Genomic DNA, 12,074 nt, shown 5'->3' with positions numbered 1-12,074 from the left:
ATTTAATAGCTATATTATAAGTATAGTTTTCACACTATTCCTAAATTTCAATGATAAGGGGGTCTCTTAAATGGCGGTCGCTTCTAAAGAGAGGGTTCAGGATACGAAACCTGTAAACCCAAGAATTAAGAGTTATAAAGAGTTTTACAAACGGCTTAAAAAGAATAAGTCAGCCCTGATCGGTTTTTATGTATTAGCTTTTCTATTCCTTGTGTCAATTTTCGGCGCAATAGACGCTAACTACAATTTACTCGGGGTCAGCTCGAATGCTACGAGTCTGACAGAAAAACTGGAGGGTCCTTCAGCTGCACACTGGTTTGGAACGGATCATCTCGGCAGGGATATCTTCTTCCGTATACTTCATGGTATGTACATAACACTCGGTGTGGGCTTTGCAGCTACATTTATGGGAGCACTTGTTGGTGTGCCACTTGGCATTCTTGCAGGTTACTATGGTGGATGGCTTGATACTATCGTCATGCGTATAATGGACGTATTGCTTGCATTCCCTGGCATTCTGCTTGCTCTTGCAATCGTTTCCGTCCTTGGCGGCAGTACGATTAACGTTACTATTGCCATCGCTATCGGTTCATTACCTCAGTTTGCCAGAATTGTACGCGGTTCCACACTGACCACTAAGAAGCTTGAGTACGTCGATGCTATCCGTGCACTTGGTGCCAGAGACGGTAAAATTATTTTCCAGCATATCTTACCGAACATCATGTCACCGATTATTGTCAACACAACATTATTCATCGCTTCTGCAATTCTTTCTGCTGCAGGTCTTTCCTTCCTGGGTCTTGGTGTTCAACCACCTACACCAGAATGGGGTGCGATGTTGAATGACGGACGTAACTATATGTATCAGGCAGGCCACATTACTTTCTTCCCGGGTATGATGATTGTAATTGTAGTACTTGCATTTAACTTATTTGGAGATGGATTGAGAGATGCAATTGATCCTAAACAAAGGAAATAGGAGGTAAATCATGACAACATTTATTATAAGACGTATTTTACAACTGATCCCTGTACTCATCGGGGTTTCAATACTCGTGTTCAGTCTGATGCACCTCACTCCAGGTAACCCTGCAGTCATCATGGCAGGTGAAAGTGCGCCTGAAGCAACTGTAAAGGCTATTGAACAGCGTTTAGGATTGAATGATCCTCTGTATGTACAGTATTGGAACTTTTTAACAAGTGCATTACAACTGGATTTTGGTACTTCTATCAGAGATAACATTCCTGTAATGAGCCATATCCAGGCAAGATTTTTCATCACTTTGGAATTAGCACTCTATTCGACAATCTTCACTGTCGTTTTTGGTATGCTAGTCGGTATCGTTTCTGCAGTAAAGCGTTACTCTGTATCGGATGTTTCGCTTATGGTATTTACTCTTTTCGGGCTTTCAATGCCAAACTTCTGGCTGGGCCTCATGCTTATCCAGTGGTTTTCTATTGAGCTTGGATGGTTTGCACCGACCGGCTGGGGGAACCTGGATCAGATAGTGCTGCCGGTTATTGCACTCGGCACTGCAGGGGCGGCAATCGTTGCACGTATGACCCGAAGCTCAATGCTTGATGTCATTACGCAGGATTATATACGTACTGCGCGTGCAAAAGGTGTCAAAGAACGTGTTGTAATTTTCCGCCACGCTCTTAAAAACGCATTAATTCCAGTCGTAACCGTTGTTGGTCTGCAGTTCGGTTACTTGCTTGCTGGTTCGGTATTGACGGAAAGTGTATTTGCGATTAATGGTCTTGGACGATTAATCATCGATTCAATCTTACAAAGGGACTTCCCTGTCGTGCAGGGTGCAGTTCTCGTAATTGCTGTCACTTTCGTATTCGTCAACTTACTTGTTGATATATCATACAGAATGCTGAACAAGCGTGTGGACCTAAACTAGGTAGGGAGTGACAAAAATGTCAGAAAACATACTTGATGTAAATAATTTAAAAACTTCCTTCTTTGTTGATGGAAGTGAAATAAAAGCAGTTGATGGCGTTACCTTTACTGTACCTAAAGGAAAAACACTCGGCATTGTCGGTGAATCCGGTTCAGGTAAAAGTATCTCGGCATTGTCGATTTTAAAACTGGTCGAAGAACCGGGTAAAATCGTCGACGGTACAATCAGCTTTAAAGGTGAAGAACTCACAACTGCAAAAGAATCGCGTATGAGAAAAATACGCGGCAACGAAATATCAATGATTTTCCAGGAACCGATGACTTCACTGAATCCTGTCTATACTATCGGTCAGCAGCTGAGAGAGTCATTTAAAATACACGAGGGTCTCGGTAAAAAGGCCGGGACGAAACGTTCTATCGAAATGCTTGAACTTGTCGGCATCCCCTCCCCGGAAAAACGTGTGGATCAATATCCATATGAGCTTTCCGGCGGTATGAGACAGCGTGTCATGATTGCAATGGCACTTGCATGTAAACCTGAACTGCTTATTGCTGATGAACCGACAACTGCACTGGACGTTACAATCCAGGCACAAATTCTTGAACTGATCAAAGAGCTGCAGGAAGAGATCGGTATGAGTGTTGTAATGATCACTCACGATCTCGGTGTAGTGGCAGAGACTTGTGACTACGTGGCAGTCATGTACTGTGGTAAAGTTGTTGAATTTGCAGATGTCGAAACATTATTTGAAAATCCACGCCACCCTTACACGGTTGGCTTGCTAAATTCACTGCCGCGTCATGACCAGGATCAGGATGAGCTGATTCCCATCAAAGGCAACGTACCTGCACCTGATGAGATGCCGGAGGGCTGCAGATTTGCGCCACGCTGTCCATTTGCAAGTGACATCTGTGCTGAATTACCTGAACTTGAAGTCCAGGAAGACGGCAACGAAGTCAGATGCTGGATCTACACTGATGAATGGGATGGAGAGGAGGTAAAAGTATATGACAAAGAACACTCTTCTTGAAGTTAAAGGTCTTAAGCAGTACTTCCCGATAAAAGGCGGTTTCTTCGGACGTACTGTGAACAATGTCAAAGCTGTTGATGATATCAGCTTTGAGATCAAAGAAGGTGAGACGGTTTCTGTCGTCGGAGAGTCCGGTTGTGGTAAATCCACTACAGGCCGTGCAATACTCCGCCTCGACGAGCCGACTGAAGGTACTGTCACTTTCGAAGGCAAAGATATTCTTTCACTGAGTAAATCAGAAATGCGGGATATGCGAAGTGAAATGCAGATCATTTTCCAGGACCCTTTCGCTTCACTTAATCCAAGGAAAACTGTAAAGATGACTCTGATTGAAGCAATGGATATACAGAATGTCGTACCTAAAAAGGAAAGAACTGAACGTGCACTTGAGATAATGGAAACAGTCGGCCTGCAAAAGCACCAGATCGACCGTTACCCTCATGAATTCTCGGGCGGTCAGCGGCAGCGCATCGGTATCGCACGTGCGCTTGCAGTAAACCCAAAGCTCATCATCGCCGATGAAGCTGTGAGTGCCCTGGACGTATCCATTCAGGCACAGGTATTGAACCTGTTGCAGAGACTGCAGCGTGAGATGGGACTGACTTATTTATTCATCGCACATGACCTTGGTGTCGTAAGACACATATCCGACAGGATCATTGTAATGTATCTCGGTAAAATTGTTGAAATGGGTGATACGAAGAGCATCTTCGATAACCCGCAGCATCCTTATACAAAGGCACTGCTTTCAGCAATTCCTGTGCCGGATCCAAAAAATAAGAGCGAACGTATTTTCCTGCGCGGTGATGTGCCTTCGCCGATTGATCCGCCGACAGGCTGCAGATTCCATACAAGATGTCCGTTTGCCACAGAGAAGTGTAAAACAGATATTCCTGTATTGGAACATAAAGATGAAACTTATGCCGGACAGCACGATGTCGCATGCCATTATGCGATTGACATTCAGGAAGGCAGACACAAGCCGACCCATGAAATGAAAAATGTGCGCAAAGTACTTGATGATGAAAGCGAAGATGCTGCAGCATCCAAAGAAGATGTAAGGCAGTAAAATTAAAAAAGGTGATTACAAAATTTAATTTTGTAATCACCTTTTCTTTTAAAATAGAAATGCATCCAGTAAAAACCATATGATCAGAAGAACATATATCACCAGATTGAATGCAGAGCTCGCAAAAAATGCAAGCAATGAACCGAGCGCTGCCCTGAAGGCGGCATTAACATCTCTTGTTTGTATAAATTCAAGTGCCAGAACAAAGACGAAAGGCACAAAAATGACGCCGAACGGCGGATAGATGAACATCCCCACCACTACACCGATGATTGCGGCAGCTTCACTCTTTTTGGATCCGCCATACTTTTTGACAAAATAGCTGTTCGCCATGAAATCACTGAGAAAGACAAGCAATGTCAGAACTGCTGCGACCATCCAGAACATCCAGGTCAGTGTTTCACTGTTGATTAAAAAGTGATAGATTAAAAACCCAATCCAGAACATTACGACCGAGGGAATGACGGGTGCAATCACACCGACAAAACCGAGGCCAAAACTGATAATAATGAGTATCCACCATAAAATCTCCATCAAAATACTCCTTTTCATTTCAATATACGTACTTTAACTGGTAATTAATCCTAACAATACATCAGAAATATTTGCAAGCACAAGCCACTCATTCCATTTTCATTTCAAAATTTTTAATATAGCTTCTGACTACAGTGATAAACGCTTTAACCTGAGGGAGCTCCACCACATTTTTATCGTATGAAATGTATGTATCCCTTGTAATCGGTTCATTATCTACCAGTGCTTCTTCAATATTGAAAAGGTTGGCATCAAAATCTTTGACCACAATTTCCGGCAGAACCGTCACACCTACACCTTCCAAAAGAAGTGCACGGCAAGTGGCAATCTGGTCGACACTGAACTGCGGTTCATATTTCCTATTGAACCTTTCTTCGAAGTATTTCTCTATAGCCCGGATATAAATCGGTTCTGAAAAAAATTCAATTACCGGTGAATCATCCTCTCCCGCCAAACTTTTAGGAGCTACAAAATAATGTCTGTCGGTAAATAAAACCTCATTTTCCTTATTTAGAATTTGTCTGCCCCGGGTGATGGATATATGATAGTCCTTGGCGTCATTAGATATTTGAGGTGAAGAACCTACTTGAATATTGACGTTGACATCAGGGTACAATCTCGTATATTCCCTGATAACCCTTGCTAAGATCGTACTTCCGATCAAGGACGAAACACCGATATTAAGATTACCTTCCACCGCACCTTCATGAGCCACAAGATATTCTTTAAGCAGTGTTTCATTCTCCACTACTTTATATGCATGGCTGATAATTCTTTCGCCCGCACCAGTGACGAACAGTTCACGTTTTGTGCGGATAAAAATATCAACCCCCCACTCTTCTTCTATCGATTTCAATCGCTGACTGACTGCAGGCTGGGATATGAAGAGTCTTTCAGCCGCCTGTCTCAATGTTTTCGCTTCATTAAGTGTTACCAGTAGTTTATAATCGTCAACTTTCATTGAATCACCTTTTCTTTCATCTATAAGAAAATCTTATCATACTTAATGATATTTGAATAACACTTCAGATTGAGGGTATATGTAAATAACATTTAAAGCAGGGAGGCTTATGTATGAATAATGAGAAGGACTATGAAAAAGCAGACCAGCAGGTCGAAGGATATACGCAGAAAAAACAGCCAGGCATTGAAAAAGATATGGATCCGAAACCGATAATCATCGCTGATGATTATAAAGGCAGTGAAAAATTAAAGGGTAAAGTTGCTTTGATTACGGGCGGTGACTCTGGAATCGGCCGCTCGGTGGCGGTACATTTTGCAAAGGAAGGTGCAGATGTAGCCATCTTGCATCTTCAGGAAGAAACAGAAGATGCCGAATACACCAAATCACTGATTGAAAACGAAAGTGTGGAATGTCTTCTTTACAGCGGTGACATCAATGTATCGGAAGTGAGAAAAAATACCGTAAAAGATATCGTGGAGAGATTGGGAACAATCAATATTCTTGTCAATGATGCCGATGTACAGTTCCCGAAAAAAGACTTCCTCAGCATTACAGAAGAAAATTTGAGGGAAACTTTTGAAACGAACATCATCAGTATGATATTGCTCACGCAGGAAGTATACCCGCATTTGGAAGCAGGCGACACAATCATAAACTCAACGAGTGTAACTGCATTTAAAGGTTCCCCCGTGTTCATCGACTACTCTTCAACGAAAGGGGCAATCACTTCTTTTACAAGATCACTCGCTCAAAACCTTGCGCCTGAAAAAATACGTGTCAATGCTGTTGCACCCGGCCCGATATATACACCTTTGATACCTGCCACTTTTGATGCAGAAGGCGTCGAAGAACACGGCGCTGATAAACCGATGGGACGGCGCGGACAACCGAGTGAACTCGGCCCGAGCTACGTCTTCCTCGCTGCACATGATTCAAGCTATATGACAGGAGAAGTCCTCCATATCAACGGCGGCGACTTCACTTCAAGCTGATTCACTTCGTCTCATTTTAGCTAAAAGACAGACTAATCCGGTCTGTCTTTTTTATATATGTAATTTTATTACCTTCTTTTTCTTATTGTCTTCAGACAGTACTCTGCCAGTGTCTCAAATTGGGAGAAATCATTATTGATTTCTTTCATAATATGATCCGCAACGCTGTATGCTCTATCTTTATCCGCTTCTGTAATCTTGTTGTTTTTCAGCGCGCGGTGTATATCTTTTTCATCCACCAGCTCATATTCGCCGTTCGGAAGTGCCAGTACATCCAGATAAATATCTTTTCTTCTTGCATTACCAAGCTCCAGATAATGTTCTGTGTTGACATCAAAATAGTACTGAAGCGTCTCCCACTTTTCATTATACATCACTGTAATACTGTAATCCCGGTCCCCCGGCAGGATCTGCATCCATTTATAATCTGTATCAACGACTTTTACTTCCTTATTGACAACTGGAACGACGAGAGGTGAGCGTATTTCTTTCATGTCAATGAGACTGACTAGAAATTCTTCACCATTGAAATAAGTCAGTTTTTCATCATAAGTAGATTTCAATAAACGACGCCATCCGCGTTTATCCAAATACTTCATTTTCATGGCTCTCATCTCCTTCTTTACATTATACATAATTATTAAAAGAAAAGTGAAGGGATACGTAATCGAATATCTCTGTACTTTGTTATTCTTTCCATCGGACTAATCATGTAATATACATAGTAGATAACCAGAGGTGAATTCAAATGACCAAGTTTTTGAAGATTGTCTTTCAAATCGTAATGTTGTATGTGCTGTACCGGATCGGCGAATGGATTGCCGACGCTTTCAACCTGATAATACCAGGCAGTGTCATCGGGATGGTCCTGCTGATCATCCTGCTTTTCACCAGACTGCTAAAAGTTGAATGGATAGAAGAAGGTGCCGGCTTCATGGTGAAACATCTCCCTTTCTTTTTCATTCCGGCATTTATAGGACTGATGGTATATTACAAAATTTTTGCAGGTAAAGGCTTTCTTTTACTTATCATAGTCATATTCAGCACTGTACTGGTAATGGTGGTATCCGGCCTGATCGGTGAACGATTCAAACATAGAGAGGAGTGAGTTCAATGACTGTAATGATAGGCATATTAACTATTGCTCTTACAATTCTGATGTATCAGCTAGCACTGCATATACATAGAAAATGGCCGCATCCGTTCACCCTGCCCGTTTTATTGTCGACGATCTTTATTATTATCGTCCTTTTAATCTTCCAGCTCTCCTACGAGCAGTATATGATCGGCGGGGACTGGATCAACCAGCTGCTCGGACCTGCCGTTGTCGCCCTGGCCTATCCGCTTTATATACAGCGGAGAACATTGGTGAAACTCGCAGCACCCCTGTTGATCGGTACGACAGCCGGAGCATTTACCGGTGTAATATCCGGTCTGCTTTTAACATATTGGGCAGGTTTTTCTGAAGAAATCTTATATGCCATTTCCGCAAAGTCCGTCACTACACCCGTAGCCGTAGTGATTACTGAAGTGCTTGGCGGCATCACCTCACTGTCAGCGATCATGGTAGTCATTGCCGGTATAAGCGGTGTGATTGTTCATAAATATATCTTTAAGCTGTTCGGCATCCACTCAGAGCTCGGCCGCGGACTCGGCATGGGCAGCGCCGCCCATGCCATAGGCACTGCCGAAGTGATGAAGGAAAGTCAGCTCGCCGGCTCGATCAGTACGGTGGCCATGGTCAGCAGTGCGCTTGTGGTATCAATCATTACGCCATGGTTGGTGTCCTGGTTCGTATGAAATAAAAGAGATATGCAATTTTGCATATCTCTTTTATCAGTTATTCGACTCCGATGATGTAATGTGTGTACTGAGCCGAAAGTTCATTACTATTTTCATCCGGATAATGATACGGACTTCTGAAAATGATGACCCGTCCGCTCTCTGTACTCAGATTGCCGGAATCTATCTCCTCTTCCAGATTTTTTCTCTCCTCCGGCTCCAGTAATTTCAAATCATACTTGTTGTTGAATGCTTCCATCGATGAATTTTTGAAATCATCATAAAATACATCGGAATTTACAATCTCATATTCATAAACTTCTTCAGCTTCATATAAAGCCAGGAATTCACTGAGCGGCATCTCCTCTGATATTTTTTCAATGACAGCCGGGTTATATAGATTGCCTTGCCCATAAATATACTCTCTTTGGTTCCCGGTATGATGATACTCGATCTCCATGTTGAACAGATTTCCTGATGCAAGGTTTATCAGCTCCAGGCTGCCATCTGCAGAATTTTGATATTTGCTCTTATAATCATTGGCAAATCGGTTCATATCATCTTCGCCGTTGATATAGACGGTATCACCTGCAAAAGAACTCAGCATGATATTAGTCATCCATTCATGCTCCTCTATGTTGAGTATGAGATCCGTCGTTCTCAAATTCTGTACCGAATCCAGCTGCTCCAGAGCCTGAAGTGCTTCATCACTGTCAGGGTAATGGTTAAATGAACGGTATACCATGCTGCCGTCATTCATTTTGTAAGCCACTTCGAGCGTCCGGTAATAACCCTGTCTTTCCTCCTCCATGCTGCGCCCTGCAGCAAATTGGTGAGCCTCTACCGTGTCGTTGATAAACTCCCTATCGTCATTCGTCAAATAGTCATCATTCATAATTTCCTGCTTTTCAAAATTGGTGTAGGACGAGCCTGCATCCGATGAATAGACCATGACCGAGTCGACATCTTCTGCTTCAGGTACATATGAAGTATATGAATTCCATCCTGCATAAAAAACGCCCATAAATATGACAGCACTAATGGCTGAAATTATCATCGTTTTCAGTTTAATATCTATTTTAACTGTACTTTGAAAAAGCATTTCCACAATGATATATGAACCCAGCCAGCCAAGTACAAATGATATTACTTTCACAACGTCATTACCGGATAATACATATCCAAGCACACTGCCTAAAATGAGCATACCGAGAATTGTAATGATTACAGAAAGGACATATCTTACAGAAGAATAAGTGAAATTCGAATTCACATATTCGTTTCTGCGCTTCATATATATAAAGTATGAGATTGCCATAATCACTATTCCAACCACTGCCCAGACTACAGACTTCACCAGTGAAAAATCGTCAAAATTCTGTGAAACCGCAAATATCGGAAAAGTATTATTTATCACCGGCGACAGCAAATCATCGCCTCTCATGCTGCTGTACACGGCGACACCGTCATATATCATGCTTGCAGTGCTGACCATTGCCGTCCACATCGCAAGCGGCAGGAAAAATAAAATTACGATAAGCTGAAGATGTATGAACAGTTTATTCGTGAAAAAACCGGTGAACACAGCGAATATATAGGTAATGATCATTATAATCACCGTATATATCATCCAAAAAAAGATTTCTCCGAAAGATAGATCGAAGACCAGAATATATCTTTCGAACATCAGTATGATTGATATGAATATAACCGGCAGAGTCATAAGCAATATGCCAACAATGTATACCGCCGATAAGATTGAACCTCTTCCGACGGGCAGACTGTGTATGAAATCTGATATACTTTCACTATTTTTAAAATTCATTGTAAACATTGCCAGTGTCACTGCGAAAATAATACCTAAAACAAGATTCACCTGCATCAATGTCTGAACGATATTAGTATTTTCAAAGTCTGTCATGTTTTCCACATTACCCATATTCGATGAGGCGACCCACAGGCTGAGCGGCAGTGCCACCAGGGAAATCACTGTATATAATACTGCAATCCAGAAAGTCTGGCCCGTAAAATGCCGTATCAGAGTACTATTCCACAATGATGTTAGATATTTCATAGCCTTTTTCCCCCATTTCATAAGTGAATATTTCTTCTAAAGTAAGCGGCAGGATATCGTACATCAAAGGATTGTATTTTGTGATTTTCTTTTCCACGTCCAGAATATCTCCTTTAATGATGCATGTAATAATACGGCCTTTCACATTTTTGTGGACAGCACCGATATCTTCAAAAAATTCATCGTCCGGCAGTTGATTGAATGCTATTTGAAGTTTGCAATGGGAGCCTTTTATCTCCGACAGATCTCTGTTAAACAACAGCTCGCCATGGTGCATAATGGATACGGAATCGCATATATCCTCCATCTCTCTCAAGTTATGGCTGGAGGCGATGACTGTCATATTGTGACCCGCAATATCCTGCAGAAGAATATTTTTAATCTGCTGCCGGATGATCGGATCCAGACCGTCAAACGGCTCATCAAGAAGCATCACTTTTGGCCGTGAAGAAATGGCGAGAATAAATGATGCCTGACGCCTCATCCCTTTGGACAGCGCATTTAAATTCTGATTCGGATTCAGCTTGAAATGACGGGTGAGCTGTTGAAATCTTTTTTCTGACCACCGCGGGTAGATCCCACGGTAAAATTCAGCCATCTTATTCAATGTGGCGGATGCAAAAAAGAAAGGGATATCCTGTATGAATATGACTTCCGATTTCATTTCAGTATTCTCATAGATATTTTTGTCATCAAACAGCACTTCTCCACTGTCCGTCTTATAAATTCCCATCAGAGTTTTCATGAATGTGGTTTTACCCGCTCCATTCGAGCCGAGCAGACCATGCATCGTTCCCGGTGTAATGACAAGATCCACATTGCTGACTGCCTTTTTTGCTCCAAAAGATTTATCTACATTTCTGACATTAACTTTCATTGATCTCCATCCTCCTTCATTTCAGCTTCAGCCTCGTCCACCAATGTTTTTATTTTTTCGACAGGCACCCGAAGATAGATGAGTTCTTTAACAATATCTTCTAAATTGTCTTTCAACACTTCGATTTTTTGACTGCTGACTGTATTTTTCGTATCACTGACAAAACTTCCCTTCCCGGGCAAAGAGTAAATATACCCTTCACTTTCCAGTTCACGGTAGGCTTTCTGAATCGTATTGGGATTGATTGTAATCTCCTGCGCCATCTTTCTGACTGATGGCAATTTTTCATCTTTTTCAAGTACATTTTGAATAATCATCATCTTGATATTATCAACGAGCTGTTCATAGATTGGCACACGGCTTCTCACATCTATATCAAACATGATTATCCCTCCGTTCAAACTGTATTAGCCATAATAATACAGTTAATACGATATAATAGCAATAATAAATTATTATATTGCATCCCGACATCGTTTTCACGCCATGTCGGGAAGACACCTCTGCCCCGACATCGTTTTCGAGCCATGTCGGGAGAACGCCCCTGCCCCGACATCGTTTTTGCGCCATGTCGGGAAAACACCTCTGCTCCGACATCGTTTCCAAGCCATGTCGGGAGAACACCTCTGCCCCGACATCGTTTTCGAGCCATGTCGGGAGAACACCTCTGCCCCGACATCGTTTCTGAGCCATGTCGGGAGAACGCCTCTGCTCCGACATCGTTTCCAAGCCATGTCGGGAGAACACCTCTGCCCCGACATCGTTTTCGAGCCATGTCGGGAGAACGCCCCTGCCCCGACATCGTTTCTACGCCATGTCGGGAGAACGCCTCTAGCCACGAC

The 12,074-nt window shown here is 42.4% G+C and carries 13 protein-coding genes; 7 read left to right on the top strand and 6 right to left on the bottom strand.

Features of this window, described 5'->3' with window-relative positions:
* Nucleotides 1-70 precede the first annotated feature (70 nt).
* From ACY8DT_RS08455 to ACY8DT_RS08440, 4 genes are read left to right on the top strand one after another with little or no spacing between them, the layout of a single operon-like run.
* On the top strand, nucleotides 71-979 hold the full coding sequence (locus ACY8DT_RS08455; protein WP_462419869.1) for an ABC transporter permease: 909 nt from the start codon (nucleotides 71-73) through the stop codon (nucleotides 977-979).
* A 10-nt stretch (nucleotides 980-989) separates the two neighbouring features.
* Nucleotides 990-1,910 (top strand): ABC transporter permease, encoded by a 921-nt coding sequence (locus ACY8DT_RS08450; protein ID WP_462419868.1) that lies wholly within the window; start codon nucleotides 990-992, stop codon nucleotides 1,908-1,910.
* 16 nt (nucleotides 1,911-1,926) lie between these two features.
* Nucleotides 1,927-2,940 (top strand): ABC transporter ATP-binding protein, encoded by a 1,014-nt coding sequence (locus ACY8DT_RS08445; RefSeq protein ID WP_462419867.1) that lies wholly within the window; start codon nucleotides 1,927-1,929, stop codon nucleotides 2,938-2,940.
* The gene (locus ACY8DT_RS08440) at nucleotides 2,918-4,009 is read left to right on the top strand and encodes an ABC transporter ATP-binding protein (protein WP_462419866.1); all 1,092 of its coding nucleotides are present in this window, start codon (nucleotides 2,918-2,920) and stop codon (nucleotides 4,007-4,009) included. The genes ACY8DT_RS08445 and ACY8DT_RS08440 overlap by 23 nt, the downstream gene beginning before the upstream one ends.
* 48 nt (nucleotides 4,010-4,057) lie before the next feature.
* Here ACY8DT_RS08440 and ACY8DT_RS08435 read toward each other — a convergent pair whose 3' ends face one another.
* Nucleotides 4,058-4,543, bottom strand: a complete 486-nt coding sequence (locus tag ACY8DT_RS08435) for a DUF456 domain-containing protein (protein WP_462419865.1) — start codon at nucleotides 4,541-4,543, stop codon at nucleotides 4,058-4,060.
* 88 nt (nucleotides 4,544-4,631) lie between these two features.
* Nucleotides 4,632-5,504: a LysR family transcriptional regulator gene (locus tag ACY8DT_RS08430; protein WP_462419864.1), complete on the bottom strand. Its 873-nt coding sequence runs from the start codon at nucleotides 5,502-5,504 to the stop codon at nucleotides 4,632-4,634.
* Between the two features lie 113 nt (nucleotides 5,505-5,617).
* Between ACY8DT_RS08430 and ACY8DT_RS08425 the strand changes: the two genes are divergently transcribed.
* Nucleotides 5,618-6,499 carry an SDR family oxidoreductase gene (locus tag ACY8DT_RS08425; RefSeq protein WP_462419863.1) on the top strand — a complete coding sequence of 294 codons (882 nt, stop codon included), beginning with the start codon at nucleotides 5,618-5,620 and terminating at the stop codon, nucleotides 6,497-6,499.
* Nucleotides 6,500-6,567: 68 nt separating this feature from the next.
* Here ACY8DT_RS08425 and ACY8DT_RS08420 read toward each other — a convergent pair whose 3' ends face one another.
* Nucleotides 6,568-7,104: a ribonuclease FAU-1 family protein gene (locus ACY8DT_RS08420; RefSeq protein ID WP_462419862.1), complete on the bottom strand. Its 537-nt coding sequence runs from the start codon at nucleotides 7,102-7,104 to the stop codon at nucleotides 6,568-6,570.
* A 143-nt stretch (nucleotides 7,105-7,247) separates the two neighbouring features.
* On the opposite strand from ACY8DT_RS08420, the gene ACY8DT_RS08415 reads away from it, so the two are divergent.
* On the top strand, nucleotides 7,248-7,607 hold the full coding sequence (locus ACY8DT_RS08415) for a CidA/LrgA family protein (RefSeq protein ID WP_462419861.1): 360 nt from the start codon (nucleotides 7,248-7,250) through the stop codon (nucleotides 7,605-7,607).
* Between the two features lie 5 nt (nucleotides 7,608-7,612).
* Nucleotides 7,613-8,299, top strand: coding sequence for an LrgB family protein (locus tag ACY8DT_RS08410; protein ID WP_462419860.1), 687 nt, complete (start codon nucleotides 7,613-7,615; stop codon nucleotides 8,297-8,299).
* Between the two features lie 40 nt (nucleotides 8,300-8,339).
* Here the strand turns inward: ACY8DT_RS08410 and ACY8DT_RS08405 are convergent, their stop codons facing one another.
* The 3 genes from ACY8DT_RS08405 to ACY8DT_RS08395 are packed head-to-tail and all read right to left on the bottom strand — an operon-like array spanning nucleotide 8,340 to nucleotide 11,615.
* Complete coding sequence (locus tag ACY8DT_RS08405) at nucleotides 8,340-10,355, bottom strand: ABC transporter permease (RefSeq protein WP_462419859.1); 2,016 nt, start codon at nucleotides 10,353-10,355, stop codon at nucleotides 8,340-8,342.
* Entirely contained in the window at nucleotides 10,327-11,232 is a 906-nt protein-coding gene (locus ACY8DT_RS08400) for an ABC transporter ATP-binding protein (RefSeq protein ID WP_462419858.1), read from the bottom strand. The genes ACY8DT_RS08405 and ACY8DT_RS08400 overlap by 29 nt, the downstream gene beginning before the upstream one ends.
* Nucleotides 11,229-11,615, bottom strand: coding sequence for a GntR family transcriptional regulator (locus ACY8DT_RS08395; protein ID WP_462419857.1), 387 nt, complete (start codon nucleotides 11,613-11,615; stop codon nucleotides 11,229-11,231). Before ACY8DT_RS08395 ends, ACY8DT_RS08400 begins: the two co-directional genes overlap by 4 nt.
* Nucleotides 11,616-12,074: the final 459 nt, after the last annotated feature.

The sequence above is a fragment of the Salinicoccus sp. Marseille-QA3875 genome, from assembly GCF_054950095.1.
The sequence above is the reverse complement of the archived record's forward strand: the minus strand, read 5'-3'. Positions and strand labels throughout refer to the sequence as shown.

Excerpts from the sequence above, each read along its gene's own strand:
- ACY8DT_RS08455 (WP_462419869.1), top strand. The coding sequence starts at position 71 with ATGGCGGTCGCTTCTAAAGAGAGGGTTCAGGATACGAAACCTGTAAAC.
- ACY8DT_RS08450 (WP_462419868.1), top strand. The coding sequence starts at position 990 with ATGACAACATTTATTATAAGACGTATTTTACAACTGATCCCTGTACTC.
- ACY8DT_RS08445 (WP_462419867.1), top strand. The coding sequence starts at position 1,927 with ATGTCAGAAAACATACTTGATGTAAATAATTTAAAAACTTCCTTCTTT.
- ACY8DT_RS08440 (WP_462419866.1), top strand. The coding sequence starts at position 2,918 with ATGACAAAGAACACTCTTCTTGAAGTTAAAGGTCTTAAGCAGTACTTC.
- ACY8DT_RS08435 (WP_462419865.1), bottom strand. The coding sequence starts at position 4,543 with ATGGAGATTTTATGGTGGATACTCATTATTATCAGTTTTGGCCTCGGT.
- ACY8DT_RS08430 (WP_462419864.1), bottom strand. The coding sequence starts at position 5,504 with ATGAAAGTTGACGATTATAAACTACTGGTAACACTTAATGAAGCGAAA.
- ACY8DT_RS08425 (WP_462419863.1), top strand. The coding sequence starts at position 5,618 with ATGAATAATGAGAAGGACTATGAAAAAGCAGACCAGCAGGTCGAAGGA.
- ACY8DT_RS08420 (WP_462419862.1), bottom strand. The coding sequence starts at position 7,104 with ATGAAAATGAAGTATTTGGATAAACGCGGATGGCGTCGTTTATTGAAA.
- ACY8DT_RS08415 (WP_462419861.1), top strand. The coding sequence starts at position 7,248 with ATGACCAAGTTTTTGAAGATTGTCTTTCAAATCGTAATGTTGTATGTG.
- ACY8DT_RS08410 (WP_462419860.1), top strand. The coding sequence starts at position 7,613 with ATGACTGTAATGATAGGCATATTAACTATTGCTCTTACAATTCTGATG.
- ACY8DT_RS08405 (WP_462419859.1), bottom strand. The coding sequence starts at position 10,355 with ATGAAATATCTAACATCATTGTGGAATAGTACTCTGATACGGCATTTT.
- ACY8DT_RS08400 (WP_462419858.1), bottom strand. The coding sequence starts at position 11,232 with ATGAAAGTTAATGTCAGAAATGTAGATAAATCTTTTGGAGCAAAAAAG.
- ACY8DT_RS08395 (WP_462419857.1), bottom strand. The coding sequence starts at position 11,615 with ATGTTTGATATAGATGTGAGAAGCCGTGTGCCAATCTATGAACAGCTC.